This window comes from Dermatobacter hominis (assembly GCF_020715685.1).
Lineage (GTDB): Bacteria > Actinomycetota > Acidimicrobiia > Acidimicrobiales > Microtrichaceae > Dermatobacter > Dermatobacter hominis.
Genome location: NZ_CP085840.1, coordinates 2,852,763 through 2,873,847 on the forward strand (window position 1 = coordinate 2,852,763; position 21,085 = coordinate 2,873,847).

The 21,085-nt window shown below is 74.2% G+C and carries 18 protein-coding genes and 1 pseudogene; 12 read left to right on the plus strand and 7 right to left on the minus strand.

The annotated features are described in order from the left end of the window. Positions 1-15: 15 nt before the first annotated feature. From LH044_RS13530 to LH044_RS13550, 5 genes are read right to left on the minus strand one after another with little or no spacing between them, the layout of a single operon-like run. Positions 16-861: a hypothetical protein gene (locus LH044_RS13530; RefSeq protein ID WP_227756113.1), complete on the minus strand. Its 846-nt coding sequence runs from the start codon at positions 859-861 to the stop codon at positions 16-18. Next, entirely contained in the window at positions 858-1,556 is a 699-nt protein-coding gene (locus LH044_RS13535) for an RNA polymerase sigma factor (protein WP_227756114.1), read from the minus strand. Before LH044_RS13535 ends, LH044_RS13530 begins: the two co-directional genes overlap by 4 nt. Beyond that, positions 1,553-3,115, minus strand: a complete 1,563-nt coding sequence (locus LH044_RS13540; protein WP_227756115.1) for a serine/threonine-protein kinase — start codon at positions 3,113-3,115, stop codon at positions 1,553-1,555. The genes LH044_RS13535 and LH044_RS13540 overlap by 4 nt, the downstream gene beginning before the upstream one ends. Before the next feature lie 11 nt (positions 3,116-3,126). Further along, positions 3,127-5,382, minus strand: a complete 2,256-nt coding sequence (locus LH044_RS13545; RefSeq protein ID WP_227756116.1) for a DUF6049 family protein — start codon at positions 5,380-5,382, stop codon at positions 3,127-3,129. Next, positions 5,379-6,098, minus strand: coding sequence for a GNAT family N-acetyltransferase (locus LH044_RS13550; RefSeq protein WP_227756117.1), 720 nt, complete (start codon positions 6,096-6,098; stop codon positions 5,379-5,381). Before LH044_RS13550 ends, LH044_RS13545 begins: the two co-directional genes overlap by 4 nt. A gap of 173 nt (positions 6,099-6,271) precedes the next feature. On the opposite strand from LH044_RS13550, the gene LH044_RS13555 reads away from it, so the two are divergent. Both LH044_RS13555 and LH044_RS13560 read left to right on the plus strand, forming a co-directional pair. Next, entirely contained in the window at positions 6,272-7,291 is a 1,020-nt protein-coding gene (locus LH044_RS13555) for a histone deacetylase family protein (protein WP_227756118.1), read from the plus strand. Then, a complete protein-coding gene (locus tag LH044_RS13560; protein ID WP_227756119.1) occupies positions 7,288-8,685 on the plus strand; it encodes a CCA tRNA nucleotidyltransferase in 1,398 nt (465 codons plus the stop codon). Before LH044_RS13555 ends, LH044_RS13560 begins: the two co-directional genes overlap by 4 nt. Before the next feature lie 60 nt (positions 8,686-8,745). Here LH044_RS13560 and LH044_RS13565 read toward each other — a convergent pair whose 3' ends face one another. Further along, on the minus strand, positions 8,746-9,555 hold the full coding sequence (locus LH044_RS13565) for a class I SAM-dependent methyltransferase (protein ID WP_227756120.1): 810 nt from the start codon (positions 9,553-9,555) through the stop codon (positions 8,746-8,748). A gap of 109 nt (positions 9,556-9,664) precedes the next feature. Between LH044_RS13565 and LH044_RS13570 the strand changes: the two genes are divergently transcribed. Together LH044_RS13570 and LH044_RS13575 are read left to right on the plus strand one after the other, a co-directional pair. Then, positions 9,665-10,078, plus strand: a complete 414-nt coding sequence (locus LH044_RS13570; protein ID WP_227756121.1) for a DUF5318 family protein — start codon at positions 9,665-9,667, stop codon at positions 10,076-10,078. 235 nt (positions 10,079-10,313) lie between these two features. Further along, complete coding sequence (locus LH044_RS13575) at positions 10,314-12,482, plus strand: transglycosylase domain-containing protein (protein ID WP_227756122.1); 2,169 nt, start codon at positions 10,314-10,316, stop codon at positions 12,480-12,482. Position 12,483: 1 nt separating this feature from the next. Here LH044_RS13575 and LH044_RS13580 read toward each other — a convergent pair whose 3' ends face one another. After that, positions 12,484-12,690, minus strand: coding sequence for a hypothetical protein (locus LH044_RS13580; protein ID WP_227756123.1), 207 nt, complete (start codon positions 12,688-12,690; stop codon positions 12,484-12,486). A 273-nt stretch (positions 12,691-12,963) separates the two neighbouring features. Between LH044_RS13580 and panB the strand changes: the two genes are divergently transcribed. The 8 genes and pseudogenes from panB to LH044_RS13620 all read left to right on the plus strand — a co-directional run bounded on the left by panB (position 12,964) and on the right by LH044_RS13620 (position 21,071). Further along, the gene (gene panB, locus LH044_RS13585) at positions 12,964-13,863 is read left to right on the plus strand and encodes a 3-methyl-2-oxobutanoate hydroxymethyltransferase (RefSeq protein WP_227756124.1); all 900 of its coding nucleotides are present in this window, start codon (positions 12,964-12,966) and stop codon (positions 13,861-13,863) included. Positions 13,864-14,076: 213 nt separating this feature from the next. Further along, positions 14,077-14,409, plus strand: coding sequence for a 30S ribosomal protein S6 (gene rpsF, locus LH044_RS13590; protein ID WP_227756125.1), 333 nt, complete (start codon positions 14,077-14,079; stop codon positions 14,407-14,409). A 16-nt stretch (positions 14,410-14,425) separates the two neighbouring features. Next, positions 14,426-14,878: a single-stranded DNA-binding protein gene (ssb, locus tag LH044_RS13595; protein WP_227756126.1), complete on the plus strand. Its 453-nt coding sequence runs from the start codon at positions 14,426-14,428 to the stop codon at positions 14,876-14,878. Beyond that, positions 14,878-15,129: pseudogene (rpsR, locus tag LH044_RS13600) on the plus strand (30S ribosomal protein S18); the annotation flags it as partial. The gene ssb and the pseudogene rpsR, both read left to right, overlap by 1 nt. A gap of 182 nt (positions 15,130-15,311) precedes the next feature. Then, positions 15,312-15,767 carry a 50S ribosomal protein L9 gene (gene rplI / locus LH044_RS13605; RefSeq protein ID WP_227756127.1) on the plus strand — a complete coding sequence of 152 codons (456 nt, stop codon included), beginning with the start codon at positions 15,312-15,314 and terminating at the stop codon, positions 15,765-15,767. A gap of 347 nt (positions 15,768-16,114) precedes the next feature. Further along, entirely contained in the window at positions 16,115-19,528 is a 3,414-nt protein-coding gene (dnaB, locus tag LH044_RS13610) for a replicative DNA helicase (RefSeq protein WP_227756128.1), read from the plus strand. Positions 19,529-19,538: 10 nt separating this feature from the next. Beyond that, complete coding sequence (locus LH044_RS13615) at positions 19,539-19,988, plus strand: Fur family transcriptional regulator (RefSeq protein WP_227756129.1); 450 nt, start codon at positions 19,539-19,541, stop codon at positions 19,986-19,988. 81 nt (positions 19,989-20,069) lie between these two features. Beyond that, complete coding sequence (locus tag LH044_RS13620; RefSeq protein ID WP_227756130.1) at positions 20,070-21,071, plus strand: energy-coupling factor ABC transporter permease; 1,002 nt, start codon at positions 20,070-20,072, stop codon at positions 21,069-21,071. The last annotated feature ends 14 nt before the right edge of the window (positions 21,072-21,085 follow it).

Consider the following 21,085-nt stretch of genomic DNA (forward strand, 5'->3'; position numbering starts at 1 on the left):
GCCGGATCGGCCGGTTCAGCCCACCGTCTCGCAGGTGTCGACGAACGCGGCGCGGAGCTCGCCGTCGTCCGCGGCCACGGCCACCAGGGCCTGGCGGCCGTCGAGCAGCACGGTGCCGATGCGGACCCACTGCTCGGACGGGAACAGGGGGCAGGGCAGCTCGCCCGGCGACCGCGGCACGAGCCGGGCCGGATCGCCCACGGCGGCGCGCAGCTGCGACGCGTCGGCCACCGTCCCGAGGTCGGGCAGGCCGGCGAGGTCGTCGGCGGCGGCCGCCGAGCCGGCGGTGGGAGCCGAGGCGCGCTGCTCGCCGGCGTCGAACGGCGCCACGGTGGTGGTCACCGCTGCCCCCTGGTCGCCGCCGCTGTCCGCCTCGGCCGACGGGGCGGCGGTGCTGCGCTCGGTGAGGTCGGCGGAACCCGAGGCGCTGTCGTCGGACCCCCCGCTGCCGGCGCTCAGCCCGAGTCCGACGGCGGCCGCGACCAGCACGAGCGCGGCGGCGACGCCGCCCACGACCGACAGTCGGCGCCGCCGGGCCGTCGCGATCGGCCGGACGACCGGCGGCGCGGCGGGCTCCGGTGCGTCGTCGCAGGCGGTCGACACGTGGTGGCCGGCCGCCGCCAGCGCCGCGGCGATCCGGTCGCCCGCGCCGGGCGAGAGCTCGTCCGCGTCGGCGATCGCCCCGGCCCGGATCCCCGCCTGCACGGCGCGGAACGACTCGAGGCGCGCCGTCAGCGCCGGGTCCGCGGCGACCGCTGCCACCTGCTCGTCTGTGGCCTCGCCGTCGAGGACGGCCGTGACCAGCTCGTCGCCGATCGGCTCGTCGGTCGGGTCGTGGGGAGGCGGGGTCGGGTCGGTCATGGCGTGGTCGTCGAGGTCGGTGGCGACGGCTCGGTCGGGCCGCCGTCGCCTGCGGGATCGGCTGCGGGTGCGGTCGGGTCCTGCGTCGTTCCGACGACGCGACCGCCGTCGGGGTTCCCGTCCGCCGGCGCCACCTGAGCGAGCGCTTCGGCGAGCCGAGCCCGGCCCCGGGCGATGCGGGAGCGGACCGTGCCCGGCGGGAGGTCCAGGATCTCACCGATCGTGGCGTAGTCGAGGTCGGCGACGTCGCGGAGCACGAGGGGCGTCCGGAAGTCCTCGGGCAGTCGGTCCAGCGCCGCGGCGAGCTCGGCGCGGTCGCCCGCCCGCACCGCGAGCTCGGCCGGCCCCGGCCCGGCGGCCGGGGGCTCCGGCGCGTGGTCCCCGTCGATCGGGACCGGCCGTCGGCGTCGTCGGCGCAGCTCGTCCAGGCAGCTGTTGGTGGCGACCCGGTACGCCCACGTCGAGAAGCGCGACCGCCCGTCGAAGCGGTCCAGGCGCCGGACGATGGCGATCATCGCCTCCTGCGCGGCGTCCTCGGCGTCGGACCGGTCCCGGCACAGCTGCCGGCACACCGCGACGATGCGGTCGTGGTGGCGTCGGAGCAGCAGCTCGAGCGCACGGCCGTCGCCGCCGCGTGCCGCCGCGACCAGGTCGTCGTCGGAGCGGTCGGCGCCCGGTCCGGCCGCGGCGTTCACGCGCTCGGCACGCCGATCGCCACGACCTCCTGCACCTCGACGCGGTGCCGCGAGCCCTTGCTCGGCTCGCCGAGGTCGGTGATCCAGACGACCACCGTGCTCCCGGTGGCGCCACCGAGGTCCACGCTGACCTGTCCCCGGACGTCCTCCACGGTGCCGGCCGGGGTGGCGCCCGCGAGCGAGTCGGGGCCCGGGGGCCCGTCGAGGACGAAGACCTGGCCCGACCAGCCGTTGGTCGACCCGGTGATGCGGACGCTCTCGAGGGCCGAGCGCTGCGAGAGCTCGAGCACCAGGCCCACGCCGGTCTTGTCGCCGAAGAAGTCCGACTGGTCGTAGGTCTCGGTGCGCCAGGCGCTGCGGTCGTCGCCGTCGGCGGCGCGCCCGGCCATGCTGTCGTTCTCGCCCGCGGCGCCCGAGCCCTGCGGGTCGTACGAGCTCATCGAGGCCACCGGCAGCGGCGCGGCGGCGGCGATGGTCGTGGTCGTCGAGGCGTCGGAGGTGCCGGTCGACCGGGACTCGCGCAGCAGCAGGCCGGCCACGATGATCGCGACCGCGATGAGCAGGATGACGAACGCCGGCAGCAGCCAACGGCGCTCGGAGCGCCCGAAGCTCTGAGGTTCGGGGTCGGCCGTCGGCGCCGGTTCGGGCGGCGGCGGGCCGGGCGGGGGAGCCGGGACGTTGACCTCGGTCCGGAGCAGCGCGGCGCGGAAGTCGGCGGCCGAGCTGAACCGGTCGTCGGGGTCGCGCTCGAGGGACCGCATCAGCGCGTCGGCCAGTCGGGGTGGCACGTCGGCGCGCAGGCGCCGGGGGTCGACCGGCGTCGTGTGGAGCCGGGCGAGCGCGACCGCGGCGCCGGTGTCGCCCTCGAACGGGACGCGCCCGGTCAGGCACTCGTACATCACGAGGCCCAGCGCGTAGAGGTCGGCGCGGGCGTCGACGTCGGAGCCCGTGAGCTGCTCGGGCGCGAGGTACGAGGCCGTGCCGATCAGCGAGCCGTCGCGCGTCAGCTCCGTCTGGTCGTCGGCCTTGGCGATGCCGAAGTCGGCGATCTTCACGCGGCCGTCGTCGCAGAGGAGGATGTTCGACGGCTTCACGTCCCGGTGGACCAGCCCGGCCCGGTGGGCGGCCTCGAGCGCGTCGAGCAGCCGCAGGCCGATTCGCATCGTCGTGTCGGGGTCGATCGTTCCCCGCTCGTCGATCAGCTGCCGCAGCGTCGTCGCCTGCAGCAGCTCCATGACGATCGCCTCGTGGCCGCCGTCGCTGCAGGTGTCGTAGACGCCGACGATGCCGGGATCGTTGAGGCGGGCGGCGGCGATCGCCTCCTGGCGGAACCGGCGCACGAGCGAGTCGTCGTCCGCGAGGTGGGGATGGAGGACCTTGACCGCGACCCGCCGGCCGAGGACGTCGTCGGTCCCCTCCCAGACCTGGGCCATGCCGCCCGCACCGATCATCCGGTCCAGTCGGTAGCGGCCGCACAGGGTGGTGCCGGCGAGCTTCCCCGCCTGGAGCGACCCCCGGGTGAGGTCGATCGGGCCGGAGCCGACCTGCGTCTCATCCACCTGGGTCCACGCTACCGGCCCGTCCCGGCTCTGGCGGCCGCACCCCGGGGCCGGCGCACCACGATCGGCGGGTCGTCGTCGGGCGCGACCGCACCGCCCTCGGCTGCGCCGTCGCTCGAGCCCTCGGCTGCGCCGTCCGGGGCGCCATCGGTACCGAGCGGCTGAGCGGTCGGACCGGGCGCCGGCTCGTCCGTGCCGTCACCCGGCGGCGGACCCCCACCGGGCCCGTCGCGCCGCCGGCGGCGGTCCCGGCGGATCGTCAGGAACCACCATCCGGCCAGGAAGAGCAGCGAGAGGACCGACAGCGCGGCGCCGACGCCGGAGATGGTCGACGAGCTCACGGGGATCGCGACGGACGGCAGCACGATCTCGCCGTCGGGCGAGGACGCGTCGACGCGCAGGGTGGTGCCGCCCGGCGCCCGGGTGGTGACCTCGACGTCGATGCGGTTCTCGCCGGGGTGCAGGGTGACGACCCGGCGGTCCGCTCCCTCGACGTCGAGGCGCACCGACCGGACCCAGATCTCGACCTCCACGTCGTAGGGCAGGTCGTTGCGGAACCGCAGCGGGATGGTCGAGTCCTGGCTCGTGAGGAGCACCCGCCGTGACTTCGGCATCTCGATCCGCCCGGCCAGCGCGTCGATGTCGGCGGCGATCCTCGAGTGGTAGGCGTCGCGCTCCGAGGCCGTCATCGTGCGGTCGAGCGTCTGGGCGTCGAGCAGCTCCCACTCCGCCGCCTCGGCCGTGGCCGACGGCGCCATCGAGCGGAACCCGTCGATCCGGGCCCGGGTGTCGACGACGGCCCGCACCGCCGGTCCCTGGTCCGCGCCCGACTGCGCCGGGAGCTGGCCGGTCACCTCGGTGCCGTCGACGACCGCCGGTGAGGGGGGCACGGCCTCGGCCGCCGTGGTGATCGGCCCGGGTGCGGACACGGCGGCCAGCAGCGCGGCGACGACGGCGGGGTCGGTCGACGGCGGGATGGACAGCACGGCGCTCGGTCCGGGGAACGCGTCCTCCGAGCCCGACGCGGTGAACCACGTGGCCATGAGGGCGGTGACGACCTGGTTGGCCCGCTGGCCCACGCCGACGTCACCGGCGAGCAGCGAGGTCAGGTCGGGGTCGGGCGAGGTGGCGGTGAGCGGCGAGGGGACGACCCCGACCGCGCTCGTGGTGACGGCCACCGGGTCGAGCTCGCGGTCGGTCAGCCGCACCCGGTCGGCGGCGGTCACCAGCCGCTGCACCCCGAACGCCTCGAGCAGCTCGAGCGACGGCGTGGTCACGGTGTCGTCGAACCAGGTGGCCGGCGCCGGGTCGGTGCCGAGCGCCTCGCGGATCGCGGTGTTGCCCAGCGCGACCTGGCGGAGCACCTCGGCGCCGCCGTCGTCCGCGCCCACGAGGCCACCGGTGTCGACCGCGACGTAGGGCATGCGGGCGACGGTCACGGCGTGGCCCGGATCCGCCACCGCGTCCCGCAGGCGGCGCAGGGCGTCGCGGTCGGCGGGGTCCTCGGACCTCGACAGCGCGTCGAGGAGGTTGGGCCGGACGGCGAGCGTGAGCGGCGCCTGGGGGAACGTGGACACCAGCGTGGCGGCACCGGCGAGCGAGCTGCGGGTGGCGGCATCGAGCTCGCTCTCGCCGGTGGGCGACAGCGCGGCCGGACCGTCGACCAGCGTGAACAGCGACAGCGACATCGTGGCGGGTGCGCCGTCGGGCGTGGTCGGCATCTCGTCGGGCAGCCGGTTGAGGAACACCGTCGTCGAGGCCAGCTCCTCGCCGGCCGCGTCGGTGACGCTGATCGACACCGGGTGCACGCCGGGGTTCGGCAGCAGCAACCGATCCGAGGTGCCCGACCGGCTGGACCGGATCGGCACGTCGAGCACCACGCCGACGGTCGGGTCGCCGAGCTCGGCGAGCGGCCGGCTCTGCGGGGACTGCATCATCCCGGGCAGCTCCTCGCCGGCGATGGCCCGGTCGACGGCGTCGCGCAGCGACGAGGAGCCCGAGGCCCGGAGCCGCTGGTGCACCGCGGTGCGCACGACGGCGTCGGGGGGCAGCGGTCCCTCGACGCGCAGCTCGACGCGGAAGTCGCCGTCGGCCTGGACCCAGGGCGTGGCCGACGTGACGCGGATCGAGGTCGTCGCCGGGTCCTGCGCGGGGCGGGCGCCGGCGCCCGGGGCGAGGGCCGCGACGAGGAGCGCACCGATCCCGGCGACGAGCAGCAGCGTCCGCGTGGCGCTCGTGGGACGGGCCTGCGTCCGTACGGCGCTCATGGAACAGGACGGTGCAGGACGACGAGGTCGGTCGGCGTCGGCCGGAACCCGAGCCGCTCGTACAGGTCCAGGGCCCGCAGGTTCTCCTGCTGCGTGTTGACCAGGAGCCGCCGGCACCGGCGTCGCGCCGACCAGCGGAGCGCGTCGACCACGAGCGCGCTCCCGACCCCCCGCCCGGCGAGGTCGGGGTCGGTGGCGAGGCGCTGGAGGAACCCCTGCCCGGCGCCGCGGCCGGTGATGGCGTAGCCGATGGTGCGGTCGCCCTCGGCGGCGACGCGGAAGCGGGTCACGGGCGTCGCCTGCTCGGCCTCGGTCATGGCGGTCCGGTCGAGGCGCCAGAACGTCGGGAACGCACGGCCGTCGACGGTGAGCGCCGCGTCGCGGTCGTGGCGGCGGGCCCGTCGCAGCCGCACCCTGCCGTCGAGCGGAGGCCGCGGCGGGTCGAGGTCGCGCAGGTCGTGGGCCAGCACCCGCAGGCGGTCGTACTCGGTGAAGCCGGCCTCGGTGAAGGAGCCGGACTCGGACGGGTGCAGGGCCGAGGTGATCACCGACGTGTAGCCGGCCTCGGCGATCCGGTGGAGGCAGCCGCGCAGGCCCTCGACCGACGGCCCCCCGACCTGCGGCTGGAGCGCCAGGTAGGCGATGCGGTCGTCAGCGTGCCAGGGACCGACGCGGAAGCGGTCCTCCCCGACGCTCAGCAGCTGACGGCTCGCCATGGTCCTGCAGGTGCTCCAGACGGTCTCGGGCGGGTGCGGCGACCCGGGATCGTGGGGTGCGCCCCGCTCGTCGCGGGCCGATCCGGGCGGTGACCAACGATAGGTCCGATCGGTGGCGGGACGCCGTACCCGGCGGCCGGGGGACGGGCACCGACCGTCACTACGCTGGGGCGGTGGCCGTGCTCGTGTACGCCGACGACCGGTTCCTGTCGCACGACACGGGGCCCTTCCACCCGGAGCGCCCGGATCGGCTCACCGCGGTCGGCGACGGCCTCGTCCTGGCGGGTGTCGACGACTCCGTGGAGCGGGTGCTCGCCCGCCCGGCCACCGACGAGGAGCTGCAGCGGGTGCACCCCGACGCCTTCGTCCGAGGCATCGAGCAGTTCTGCCGCTCGGGCCGCACGCACATCGACGGCGACACGGTGGTGTCCGAGCGGTCCGCCGAGCTGTCGCGGCTCGGTTCGGGCGCCGGGCTGGACGCGGTCGAGCGCCTGGCCGCCGGGCAGGCCGACGCCGCGTTCGTCGCGCCCCGACCGCCCGGTCACCACGCCACGGCCACCCGGGCGATGGGCTTCTGCCTCTACAACCACGTCGCCGTGGCGGCGGCGGCGCTGGTCGACGCGGGGGAGCGGGTGGCGATCGTCGACATCGACGCCCACCACGGCAACGGCACCCAGGACATCTTCTACCGGGACCCCGACGTCCTCTACGTGAGCTGGCACCAGCATCCGCTCTACCCGGGCACCGGCATGGCCCGCGAGGTCGGCGCCGGGCCCGGCCACGGCACCACCCTGAACCTCCCGATGCCCCCCGGGGCCACCGGCGACCGCTACCGCACCTCGTTCGAGGAGCTGGTCGCCCCTGCGATCCGGGCGCACGGTGCCACGTGGATCCTCGTCTCGGCCGGCTTCGACGCCCACCGCGACGACCCGCTCACCGACCTGGGCCTCACGTCGGGCGACTACGCCGACCTCGTCGCCGACCTCCTCGGGCTCGTCCCGGCGGGACGCCGGCTGGTCTTCCTCGAGGGCGGCTACGACCTCGAGGCGATCGCCAACTCGACGGCCGCGACCGTCGCCGCGCTCTTCGGCGAGCGCCTGCACCCCGAGCCGCCGAGCTCCGGTGGTCCGGGCGACGACGTCGTCGAACGCGTGACGGCCGTGCGCGAGCGCATCGGTAGCCTCGAGCCGTGATCCCGGCCCGTGCGCGCGAGCTGCTCGAGGAGGTCCGCCCGCTGGCGGACGCCTTCGCCGCGGCCGACGCCCGGATCTTCCTCGTCGGCGGCGTGGTCCGCGACCTCTTCGTCGACGACGCGCTCGCCGACGAGCGCATCGGCGACGACATCGACCTGACCACCGACGCCCAGCCCGCCCGGATCAAGGCGATCATCGGGCCGATCGCCGACGCGGTGTGGACCCAGGGCGAGCGGTTCGGGACGATCGGCTGCACGATCGGCGGCCGGACCTTCGAGATCACGACGCACCGCGCCGAGGCGTACACCTCCGACAGCCGCAAGCCGCAGGTGGCCTACACGACCGACATCGAGGTCGACCTCTCGCGCCGTGATTTCACGGTCAACGCGATGGCCCTCGAGGTCACGTCCGCCACGCCGGCGCTGATCGACCCGTTCGGCGGGCTCGCCGATTTGGCCGCGGGCGTGCTGCGCACGCCGCTCGACCCCGACGTCAGCTTCTCGGACGACCCGCTGCGGATGCTCCGCGCCGCCCGGTTCACCGCCGGCTACGGCCTCGAGCCCACCCCGGAGCTGGTCGCCGCCGTGCGCGCCGGCGTCGAGCGCCTTGAGATCGTGAGCGCCGAGCGCATCCGCGACGAGCTCTGCAAGCTCGTGACCGTCGACGACCCGTCCGCCGGGCTGTGGTTCGTCCACGACACCGGCCTCTCCGACATGTTCCTGCCCGAGCTGCCCGCCATGCGCCTCGAGCAGGACCCGATCCACCGCCACAAGGACGTGCTGAGCCACACGATCGCCGTCGTGGCCAAGGCCCGCAACGAGCTCAAGGTCCGGCTCGCCGCGCTCTTCCACGACGTCGGCAAGCCGAAGACGCGCTCGATCGGCGGCAAGGGCGTGTCGTTCCACCACCACGAGGTGGTCGGGGCGCGGATGACCCGGGACCGGATGAAGGCGCTGCGGTTCAGCAACGAGATGGTCCAGGACGTGACCCAGCTCGTGTACCTGCACCTGCGGTTCCACACGTACCAGATGGGTTGGACCGACGCGGCGGTGCGCCGGTTCGTCCGCGACGCCGGGCCGCTCCTGCCCGAGCTGATCGCCCTGACGCGCGCCGACTGCACCACCCGGAACAAGAAGCGCGCCGAGGCCCTCGACCGGCGGATCGACGACCTCGAGGAGCGGATCGCCGCGCTGCAGGCGAACGAGGAGCTGGCCGCGATCCGGCCCGATCTCGACGGCCAGCAGGTGATGTCGCACCTCGGCATCCCGCCCGGGCGCGAGGTCGGCCGGGCGCTCGAGCACCTGCTGGAGCTGCGCCTGGAGCACGGCCCGCTCGACGAGGCGCGCGCCTACGCCGAGCTCGACGCCTGGTGGGCCGCTCGATCCGAGGCGTAGCGCACGACGACCGGACGTCGTCGCGATCCGGCCGGAGGACCGGCCGACGGCGGCTCCCTCTCAGATGCCGAGCTTGCGGGCGCGCACGACGAACGTGGGCGGGACCCACTCGAGCAGCGTCGACGAGTGGATGCTCTGCGCGTCGGTCACCGGCTCGGGCTCGAGCAGCGCGTCGACCTGGAAGTTCGACCGCGACAGCGTCGTGAACACGTCGCCGATCTGGTGGACGTGGGTCACGCCCTCGTCGCCGCCGGCGCGCCACGCGAGCGGCGAGGCGCTCCACGCCGTGCGCGTGAGGTAGGGCGACGGCTGGTCGGGGTCGTCCTCGAGCATCGTGGCGAAGGGGTGCGGCAGGGAGAGGAGCAGCGCGCTGCCGGGCGTCAGCACGCGGTGGACCTGCCGGAACACCCGGCCGAGGTCCTGCACGCCCGCGAGCGAGTAGACGGCGATGACGAGGTCGACGGTGTCGGCACGGACGAAGGCGAGGTCGGCGAGATCGCTGTGGTGGAACTCGACGCGGACCTCGGCGACGTCGGCCGCGGCGCGGGCCTGGGCGAGTCGCGCCGTCGAGGCCTCGACGGCCGTGACGCGGGCGCCGCGGCGGGCCAGCGCGATCGTCGCTGCGCCGGCGCCGCAGCCGAGGTCGAGCACGCGCTTGCCGTCGACCGGTCCGACGAGGCGCTCGAGCGCCTCGTCGTCGAGGTCGGGGCCGAGCCGGACCCGGTCGCGGCCGCCCTCGGCGCCGTGCGGGAAGCTCGCGGGCGGCAGCTGGAGCTGGGAGGCGGCGTCGCGCACGAGCGCGGGGCGCGAGCTGAGGTTGCCCGCCGAGGGGTGGCGCGGCCGGCCGGACGCGGAAGCAGAGGTCGCCATCGCCGCTCAGTCTGGCGGAGGCGTCCCGGCGGGTCGTGGACCTCCGCGTCCGTGAGCGGGGTCCGACGCGGCCGCTCGCCGCGACGGTCCGGCGGTACCCTTGGCGACCGTGCCGTTCCTCGCGCCGGAGTCCGGCGGACGTCCCGGGACCGAACCCGGCTCGGTGGACTACCGCTTCGCGCGCCGCCAGCTCCTGCACCGCGTCCGGTCCGGCGAGCTCACGCAGGCCGACGTGTGCGACGCCCAGCACGAGCTGCTCCGGGTCGGCCGGAACTGCGCGCAGCGCGCCCGCCACGACTGCCCGGTGTGCGGCGAGCACGAGCTGCGGCTCGCCCGGTTCGTGTTCGGCCCGCGCATGCCGGCGGGCGGGCGGGTGGTCGCCAGCCGCTCCGAGCTGCTGAAGCTGGCCGCCCGCACGAGCGGTCCGGGGCTGCGCTGCTACACGGTCGAGGTGTGCCTGAGCTGCCGGTGGAACCACCTGCTCGACATCACGCCCGTCGGCGGCCGCGCCGGCGACGCCTGACCGGCTCTCAGGATCCCGCGGGACCGCCGCGGGGTGCGCGGGGCAGAATGTCGCCGCCGCCCGCACGCCCCGGTTCAACCGGGCGCGGCCGCCGCCCCGTCCCATGCCTGCTCCGCCACCGTCCTCCGACCGGCCTCGTCGCCGTGCCGCCGCGCCCGCGGCGCCGAAAGGTCGCGGACCGGCGCGGTCGGCCGCCGGCGGACCGCCGCGCCCGCCGTCCGGATCGGACCCGGCCGTGGCCGACGCCCCCAAGAAGCGCAGCTTCCTCTGGCGCTGGCGTCGCTTCGCCTACGCCGCGCTGGTGCTCGGCGTCGTTGCCATCGGCGGCGTGTGGGCCGCGCTGAACACGATCGAGCTCCCGCCCGCGAAGAGCCAGTCCGAGACCACCTTCGTCTGCGACATCGACGTCCCGGCGGGGGAGTGCGGCTTCGACAACTCGATGGCCCGGCTCTCGGCCAGCGAGGAGCGGGTGGTCGTGGACTACGACGACCTGCCGCCGGTGCTGGTCCAGGCCGTGCTCTCCGCGGAGGACCGGAACTTCTTCGACCACAACGGCGTCGACCCGGTCGGCATCGCCCGCGCGTTCACTCAGGACATCATCGGCAGCAGCCAGTCCCAGCAGGGCGGCTCGACGATCACGCAGCAGTACGTGAAGTCGGTGTACCTGACCTCGGAGCGGACGCTGACGAGGAAGGTCAAGGAGGCGGTGCTCGCGGTCAAGCTCGAGCAGACCCTCGACAAGCGCGAGATCCTGACCCGCTACCTCAACGAGGTGTACTTCGGCCGGGGCGCCTACGGCGTCGAGGCGGCCTCCCGCGCCTACTTCGGCGTCGGGGTCAAGGACCTGACGCTGCCCCAGGCGGCCTACCTCGCCGGTTTGATCCGGGCACCCGAGCGGGCCGACGCGACCCGCGATGCCGACGAGGCGACGCGCCGGCGCAGGACCGTGCTGAACGCCATGGTCGAGGAGGGCTACATCACCGAGGACCAGGCCGCGTTCGCGAACGCCGTGCCGTGGAACTCGGAGCCGACCTCACCGACCGGCCAACCGCAAGAGGTCACCATCCAGCCCCGGGCCTCGGAGCACTCGGACCTCGGCGACGTGGAGTACAAGGAGCTCGGCTCGCAGTACTGGATCGAGTGGGTGCGGTCCCAGCTCCGTGAGCGCTTCGGACCCGGCGCCGAGACGAAGGGCCTGCGGGTCTACACGTCGTTCGACCCCAAGCTGCAGAAGTACGCCGTCGACGCGGTCAACAAGACGCTCGACCAGCCCGACGGCCCGGTCGGCTCGCTCGTCGCGATCGACAAGGACGGTCGCATCCGCGCCATGTACGGCGGCCGTGACTACGAGGTCAACAAGGTCAACCTCGCGCTCGGCAGCGCGGGGGGCGGCTCGGGCCGCGCCCCCGGGTCGACGTTCAAGCCGTTCGCGCTCGCGGCGTTCGTCGAGGAGGGCTACTCGACCAAGTCGAAGTTCCGCGCCCCCGCCACGACGATGTTCCCGAGCGTGTTCGCCGAGCCCGGGAAGCTCTGGAAGCCCGGCAACTACGACAAGGCCGACCACGGCGTGCAGTCCGTGGAGGAGGCGACCTGGGACTCGACGAACACCGTGTACGCCGGCATCGTCGACACCGTGACGCCCAACCGGCTCGCCGAGATGGCGACCCGCCTCGGCGTCCGGGCGCAGCTCGACCCGGTGTACGCCCTCGTGCTGGGCACCGAGGAGGTGTCGGTGCTCGACATGGCGTCGGCGTACTCGACCTTCGCCGACCGCGGCCGCCACGTCGAGCCCTACGTGATCACCCGCATCGAGGACGCCGACGGCGAGGTGCTCTTCGACGCCGGCACCGAGGTGCAGCCCCAGCAGGTCATCAGCGAGGACGTCGCCGACACGGTGACGACCGTCCTCCAGGGCGTGATCCTCAAGGGCACCGGCTCCCGGGCCGGGCTCAAGACGCCGGCGGCGGGCAAGACCGGCACGACCAACGACGCCAAGGACGCCTGGTTCACCGGGTACACGTGCAACCTGACGACGTCGGTGTGGATGGGCTTCGAGCAGCCCGCGGAGATGAAGTCGTACAAGGGCCAGGCGGTCGCGGGCGGCTCGTTCCCGGCGACGATCTGGCGCGACTTCATGAGCAAGGCGACCGCCGGCGACGCCGCGTGCAAGTACCCGCCGACCGACGCCGGCACGAAGATCCTCAACTCCGGCATGGCCCTCACGAGCGGGTCGACGACGACCACGCCGAAGGGCTCGACCACGGTGAAGCCCGGCGCGACGACGACCACGACGGCGAAGCCGGGCGCCTCGACCACGACGACGGCGCCGAGGCCGACCACCACCGCGCCGACGCCGCCGACCGCGCCGCAGGCGGGCGCGGGCGGCGCCGCAGCGGGCCAGTAGCTCAGCCGGGCTCGGGCGTGCGCCGCACGTGCGGGTACTGGTCGCAGCACGTGGCGCACCAGTCCTCGTCCTCGTCGACCACCTGGGTCTCGGCGAGCTCCTCGATCGACTGCGGATCGGTGGGCGCGCCGTCGGGCAGCACCAGGTAGACGCGCCGGACCGGCACGGTGTCCTCGCCGGTCCGGCCGCAGCTCGTGCAGGTCGCCATGGCGGCACCGTACCGCCGCGGGCGCGGCGGCGGCCCCGCGCCGGCCCCTGCGATCGCTCAGGTCCCGGGGTGACACCCGACTCACCGGACTTCCCCCGCGCAGCCCGCGTGTCGTACCGTTCGTGGTGACGGCCGGCAGCCACGGGGCGCTGGACCTGACCAGGAGGTGGGCTGATGGCTCACGAGACCGTTCCGACGAACGCTGCTCCCACGACCGACGGGGTGCCTGCCCGACCGGCGGAGGTCATGGGGGCTGCCCGACCGGCGGAGGTCATGGGGACTGCCCGACCGGCGGAGGTCACCAGGACTGCCCGACCGGCGCGGATCACCGTGCCGTGGGTCCGGGCCCGCAAGGTCAGCGACCACGCCGACCCGCTGGTGATGGTGACGGCCTACGACGCGCCGGGCGCCCGCATCGCGGACGACGCCGGCGTGGACATGATCCTGGTGGGGGACTCCCTGGCCATGGTCGTGCTGGGCTACGAGGACACGCTGTCGGTCACCGTCGAGGACATGGCGCACCACGTGGCCGCGGTGGCCCGCGCCAAGCCGTCGGCGCTCGTCGTCGGCGATCTGCCCTGGATGAGCTACCACGTGTCGACCGAGGAGACGGTGCGCAACGCCGCCCAGCTGGTCCGGGCCGGGGCCCAGTGCGTGAAGCTCGAGGGTGGCCGCAAGCGGCTGGCGATGATCGAGGCCCTCGTCGACGCCGAGATCCCGGTGATGGGCCACCTCGGCCTCACGCCGCAGTCGATGCACGCGATGGGCGGGTTCCGGGTGCAGGCCAAGGAGTCCGAGGCGGCGCTCGCCCTGGTGGCCGACGCCAAGGCGCTGGCCCACGCCGGCTGCTTCGCGATCGTGCTCGAGGGCGTGCCGGACGAGGTCGCCCGCATGGTGACCGACGCGGTCGACGTCCCCACGATCGGCATCGGCGCCGGACCGCACTGCGACGGCCAGGTGCTCGTGTACCACGACCTGCTCGGCCTCGAGGACCGCACGCCCGCCAAGTTCGTGCGCCGCTACGCGGACCTCAAGGCCGCCTCGGTGGCGGCGATGTCGGACTTCGTCGTCGACGTCCGCAGCCGGGCGTTCCCCGACCACACCGAGAGCTACCACCTCAACGCGGAGCAGGCGGAGGCCCTGTCGCTGTACGGCGCCGCCCCGGTCGACTGAGCGCCGGCGGCGGCCCGGCCGGGTCGGCTGTCAGGGGGTCGCGCGAGCGTGTGCGGCGACCCCACGGACGGGGCCGGCTGGCGGTGACCAGGGGGGCCACCACTACACTTCCCCTTCTCATCAAGAGCCCGGTTCCGGCCGGGTGCCCTGTCCTGCAGGTCGCAGGACCCTGACGGCCCCAGCGGGTCGAGGTCCAGAGGGAGGTACCTGAACGTGCCGACACGCGCGTACGAACTGATGATCATCGTCGACCAGGACGCCGATGACGCCGCCAACCGTGCGGTCATCGAGCGGGTCAAGGAGATGGTGGCCGCCGACGGCGGGACCGCCCCCAAGGTCGACAACTGGGGCCGGCGTCGCTTCGCCTACCCCATCGACCACAAGCAGGAGGGCGTCTACACCGTCCTCGAGATCGTGACCGAGGCCCCGAACCTCGACGAGATCGACCGCTTCCTCCGCCTGGCGGACGACGTCGTCCGCCACAAGCTGATCCGGCTGCCCGACAAGGAGGCCGCTCGTCGCGGGCTCCTCACGGCCGCCGGCTGAACGAGGAGGAACGGATATGGCAGGCAACTACGTCGAGCTGATCGGCAACCTGACCCGCGACCCCGAGCTGCGGTTCATCCCCAGCGGCGCGGCCGTCGCCAATTTCGGGCTCGCGGTGAACCGCCGGTGGCGGAACCAGCAGAGCAACGAGTGGGAGGAAGAGGTCGCCTTCTTCGACATCGTGTGCTGGCGTGAGCTCGCCGAGAACGTGAGCGAGTCGCTCACGAAGGGCACTCGCGTGATGGTCTCGGGCCGGCTGCAGCAGCGCAGCTGGGAGACCGACAACGGCGAGAAGCGCAACAAGGTGGAGGTCCTCGCCGACGAGGTCGGGCCGAGCCTCCGCTGGGCCACCGCCCAGGTCCAGAAGACGGAGCGCCGCGAGGGCGGTGGTGGTGGCGGCGGGTTCGACGCCCCGATGCCCGCTGCGCCGCCCGCCGGCGGGTACGACGACAACGAGGAGCCGTTCTGATGGCGAAGCCACAGCAGAAGCGGGGCAAGCCCAAGGACACGGGCCGCCGCGTCAAGAAGAAGGTGTCCATCCTCAACACCGAGCAGGTCGACTACGTCGACTGGAAGGACGCGAACCTGCTCCGCCGCTTCATGTCCGACCGGGCCAAGATCCGCGCCCGTCGCGTCACCGGCAACGACACGAAGCAGCAGCGCGAGGTCGCCAAGGCGATCAAGAACGCCCGCGAGATGGCGCTCCTTCCCTACACGAACCGCGTCACGACGCAGCGCGGCGGCCGCCGCGACCGCGACGGCGACGACCGTCGTCCGCCGCGCGGCGACCGTCCCGACCGTCCCGACCGTCCCGAGCGCGACGAGGCCGCACCGGCCACCTCCGAGTTCGAGGCCATCGAGGGCACCGAGGAGACGGCCGGCGTGACCGAGGGGAGCGAGGCATGACCGACGTGAAGGTGATCCTGCGGGCCGACGTCTCCGGGCTCGGGAAGCGGGGCGACATCGTCGAGGTCTCGAAGGGCTACGCCCGCAACTTCCTGGCGCCGCGCGAGCTGGCGTTCCCGGCCACCGACGGCGCGACGTCGCAGGCCGAGGCCATGCGCCGGTCCCGCGACGTCAAGGACGCCAAGGACCGCGAGGGGGCCGAGGAGATCGCCAAGGTGCTCGTCGCCCGGACGATCGAGATCCCGGCGCGCGTCGGCTCCGGCGGCCGGCTGTTCGGCTCCGTGACGACCACCGAGGTGGCCGACGCGGTGCTCGAGCAGACGGGCATCGAGCTCGACCGCAAGGACCTCCAGATGGAGGAGCACATCAAGGAGCTGGGCACGCACCACGTGTTCGCCCGGCTGCACGCGGACGTGCAGTTCCCGATCACCGTCGAGGTCGTCGAGGGCTGAGCCCCGCCGACGCGACATCGTCGACACGGGCCGGGCACCTGCGGGGGCCCGGCCCGTGTCGCGCCCGGCCCGGGCGAGCGTTGCGCTCGCCGTCGGCGTTCTGCGTGCGACGCGCGTCGTGGTGCGACGTCGAGCGCACGAGGAACGTGCGCCCGCCGAGGCCGGCGGCCACGGGGTGGCCCCGTTCGAGTGCCACACCCCCTGCCTAGGTTGCTCCCATGACCCTCACATGTGGACAGCGGTGGACGACGGGGCCGCCGTCCACCGCTTCTCCACAGCGGAATCCCCCGAACTACCGGCACCGTCCCCTAGATGCCCACAGGCATCGTCCAAGAGGATGAACGCCGATGTCCGACCTGTCCCAGCGCCCCGACGAGCCGGTCGTACGTGCCCGCATCCCACCCCACAGCATCGACGCCGAGCAGTCGCTGCTGGGGGCGATGCTCCTGTCCGAGCACGCCATCTCGGCGGTGGCCAACATCGTCACCGAGGACGACTTCTACAAGCCGGCGCACCGCCACGTGTTCGCCGCGATCCAGTCGCTCTACGGCGCCGGCCAGGGCGTCGACCCCGTCACGGTCGCCGACGAGCTGGACTCGGCGGGCGTGCTCGAGGCCGTCGGCGGGCCGGCCACCCTCGTCACCCTCCAGGCCCGCACGCCGGCGATCACCAATGCCGAGCACTACGCCCGCATCGTCGAGGAGAAGGCGCTGCTGCGCCGGCTGATCTCCACCGCCAACGAGGTCGCGGAGCTCGGCTACCAGCCGCTCGACGACATCGAGAAGACGGTCGACACCGCCGAGAGCCTGATGTTCGCCGTCGCCCAGCGTCGGAACGCCGACACGATGCAGGAGCTGTCCCCGCTGCTCGACCGCAGCCTCGAGCAGCTCGAGGTGCTCTACGAGCGCGGCGACGCGATCACCGGCACGCCGTCGGGCTACACCGACCTCGACCACATGCTCGCCGGGCTCCAGCCCGGTGCGCTCATCGTGGTCGGCGCCCGACCCGCCATGGGCAAGTGCCTGGCGTGGGACACCGAGCTGGTCGACCCCGACACGGGGCGCCTCGTCACGATGGAGCGGGCCCACCTGCAGGGCCGGACCGGTCGCGGCGTGCGGGTGCTCGCGCTCGACGACGCATCGCTCCGGCTCACCACGCAGACCCCGTCGGACCACATCGACGACGGCTTCAAGCCGGTCGTCCGGGTCACCACTGCGCTGGGCCGGACCCTGCGCTGCACGTGGACCCACCCGTTCCGGACGCCCGAGGGCTGGCGCCCGCTCGCCGAGCTCGCCGTCGGGGAGCGGGTCGCCGCACCCCGACGCCTGCCGGTGTTCGGCGACCGGCGGGTGCCGGAGCACGAGCTCCTCGAGCTGGCGGACCGCCTGCTCGAGCGTGACGATCCCGCGGCCGCCCTCCCGGCCGAGGCCTACGAGCTGCCGCAGGCGGCCATGGCCCGCTTCCTCCAGCGCGTGTTCGACCGCGGCGGCTGGGCGTCGGTCGCCGACGGCTCCGCCGGGTCCCGCGCCGAGGTCGGGCTCGCGTCCGCATCGCCGAGGGTGGTGCGCGGCATCCAGCACCTGCTGCTGCGCTTCGGCGTGGTCGCGGTGGTGGAGCGGCCGTCGGAGCCCCGGCCCGATCCGGACGCGCCCGACGAGCCGCCGTGGCAGGTCGTCGTCCGGCACCGGCCGTCGCTGCGCACCTACGTCGACCACATCGCGGTCCACGCCGGGAGCCCGTCCTTCCGGCTCGCGGCCGACGCCGTGCGGCGCGAGGCCGCCGTCCCCGTGCTCGTCGGGGTCGGACCCCGCTCGGGCGACGCCGGCGACGGCGATCCCGGGTCGTTCGCCGCCGCGCTCGAGGACGAGGGCCTGGAGCGGGTGGCGGCCTCCGACGTGTGGTGGGACCGCATCACGGCGATCGAGCCCGACGGGCTCGACCAGGTGTACGACCTCACGGTGCCGGGCGAGCACAACTTCGTCGCCGCCGACCTGTTCGTCCACAACACCGCGTTCTCGCTCGGGATCGCCGCCCACGCCGCGGTCCGGGAGAACCTGCCCGTCCTCTTCTTCTCGCTGGAGATGGGCCACCTCGAGCTCACGCAGCGCCTCATCGCGGCCGAGGCCCGGGTGGACTCCGGCAAGCTGCGGACCGGCCGGCTGACCGACGCCGACTGGACGAAGATCACCAAGGCGATGGGCCGCCTGGGCGAGGGCACGTTGTGGATCGACGACAACCCCGCGCTCACCGTCATGGAGATCCGGGCCAAGGCCCGGCGGCTGCAGGACCGGCTCGGCACGAACCTCGGGCTGATCGTGGTCGACTACCTCCAGCTCATGTCGGGCCGCAGCTCGGCCGAGAGCCGCCAGGTCGAGGTCGCCGAGATCTCCCGAGGCCTCAAGGTCCTCGCCCGTGAGCTCGGCTGCCCCGTCATGGCGCTGTCGCAGCTGTCCCGCCAGCTCGAGCTGCGCGCCGACAAGCGCCCGATGCTCGCCGATCTCCGGGAGTCGGGCTGCCTGACCGCCGGCACGCGCCTGCTGCGGGCCGACACGAACGAGGAGGTCTCGCTCGGCGAGCTGGTCCGCTCGGGCGAGCGCGACGTGCCGGTGTGGAGCCTGGGCGACGACTGGAAGATGGTCCCCGCCACGCTGACGCACGCCTTCCCCAGCGGGACGAAGCCGGCGTTCCGCCTGCAGCTCGCCTCGGGCCGGCGCGTCGAGGCCACCGCCAACCACCCCTTCCGGACCGTGCTGGGCTGGCGGCGGCTCGACGAGCTCGCGCCGGGCAGCCGCATCGCCGTCCCGCGCCGCTTCGGCCCGTCCGAGCGCGTGGCCCCGTTGTCGGTCGCCGACGCCCCGGCCCTGGCCGACCAGGCGGTCGCGACCGGCGCCGTCCCGCCCGGGGTCGACGGCGCGTCCGACGCCGTGCTCGCCGCGTTCCTGGCCGAGGTGTTCGGCCGGATCGGGTTCCTCGGCCTGGGCGAGCTGCGGGGCAAGCCGCTCGTCCGGCTCATGGCCACCAGCTGCGCCCGACGGCTCGTCGACGACCTCCAGCGGCTGCTGCTGCGCTTCGGGGTGCAGTCGCGCCTCACCGACGTCGGCACGAACCGGCCGCGCTGGCGGGTCTGGATCCACGGCGCGGATCAGCAGCGGGCGTTCCTCACCCAGGTCGGCGTCGCCGGCGAGCGCGGCGCAGCGCTCGACGAGGCCCTCGAGGCGCTCGACCTGATCACCTCCAACCCCAACGTCGACACGATCCCGTGCGAGGTCCGGGAGGTCGTCGTCGAGGAGCTGGCCAGAGTCGACATGAGCCAGCGCGACCTCGCCGCCGCACTCGGAGAGTCCTACTGCGGCGGGTACCTGCTCGGCACCGAGTCGCGGCCCCGCGCCACGAGCCGTGATCGGCTCGCCCGCATCGCGGAGGCGGTCGACAGCAAGGAGCTCTCGGCGATCGCCGAGTCCGACGTCATGTGGGACGAGGTCGTGGCCGTCGAGCCGCTCGGCGAGCAGCCGGTCTTCGACGCCACCGTGCTCGGCACGCACAACTTCGTCGCCGACGGCGTGATCGCCCACAACTCCATCGAGCAGGACGCGGACGTCGTGATGTTCCTGTACCGCGACGAGGTGTACCACCCCGACACGCAGGACAAGGACATGGCCGAGGTCATCGTGGCCAAGCACCGCGCCGGGCGCACCGGCGTCGCCCGCCTCGTCTTCCTCGACTACTGCACGCTGTTCGCCAACATGGCCCGCACCGACTGAACTGTCGGGCGTGACCACGTCCGCCGTCAGCCCGCCCGCACCGCCGGCCGACCTCGACGAGGCCCTCGGCCGCATCCGGTCGAGCGGCGGCCGTGTGACCCGGGCCAAGCGGACGCTCGTCGAGCTCCTCTTCGACTCGCCCGATGCCCTCACCGCCGAGGAGATCACGGACCGGTCCGGACTGGAGCAGTCCGTCGTGTACCGGAGCCTGTCGCAGTTCGAGGAGCTCGGGATCGCCGAGCACGTGCACCTCGGCCACGGCCGGGCGGTGTACCGGCGGCGAGGGCTCGCGACGGTGCCGGTGACCTGCGTCGGCTGCGGGCGCACGGTCGAGCTCGGGGCGGCGGACGTCCGAGCCGTCTCCCGGCGCGTGGCCGACCGCACCGGGATCGCACTCGACCTCGTCCACTTCCCGCTGTCGGGACGGTGCGCCGACTGCCGCGAGGGGACGCCGTCGTGACCCCTACTGCGACACCGTTGCAGTAGCGCCGGGGCGGCCCGTACGATCCGGCCCACCAGCAACCCGGGGCCGGAGGATCGAGTGGTCATCGCCATGCACGCCCCCGACGGCTTCCTGGAGCCCGGCGTCGCCGTCGCCACCGCGGCGATCAGCGTCGCGGTGCTCGCGCTGGCGCTCCGCCACGCCGGTAGCGAGCTCGACGACCGACGGGTCCCGCTCGCGGGCCTCTGCGCCGCCTTCGTGTTCGCCGCCCAGATGTTCAACTTCCCGGTCGCGTCGGGGACCACGGGGCACCTGCTCGGCGGCGCGCTCGCGGCGATCCTGCTGGGGCCGTGGGTCGGTGCGCTGGTGGTCGCGATCGTGATCGGCGTGCAGGCGCTGCTGTTCGCCGACGGGGGCCTCACGGCCCTCGGCACCAACGTCCTCAACATGGCGATCGTGCCGGCGTTCGCCGGCTGGGCGCTGTTCCTGCTGTTCCGTCGGGTGCTCCCCCGGTCGTCGAGCGGTGTCGTCGCCGCCACGGGGCTGGCGTCGGGCCTGACCGTCGTGGTCGGCGCGATGGCGTTCTCGCTCGAGTGGCTCTTCGGCGCGAGCGCACCCGTCCCGTTCGACACCGTGTTCGGCGCGATGGTCGGCGTGCACGCCCTGATCGGGATCGGCGAGGGCGTGCTGAGCGCGCTGGTCGTCGCCGCAGTCATGGCGGCGCGACCCGACCTGGTCGCCGGGGCCCGCGACCTCACGCCCGAGGAGCGCGGCGACCGGCGTGCGGTCACGGCGCGCACGTTCGCCCTCGGGGCGCTGCTCGTCGCCCTCGTGGCCGCGGCCGTGGTCAGCCAGTTCGCCGTCGACGACCCGGACGGGCTCGAGCGGGTGGCCGAGGAGCAGGGCTTCGCCGACCGTGCCGGCGACCATGCGATCGCCGCCAGCCCCTTCGCCGACTACGCCACCGCGGGCATCGGCGACGAGCGGCTGAGCCTCGCCGTGGCCGGCCTCGCCGGGGTGACGGTGACGCTGCTCGTGGGCACCGGGCTCGTCAGCGCGTCACGCCGCCGCGTGCCAGCGCCGGCCCGCGTTGCGCCGTGACGGTCCCGAGCGCG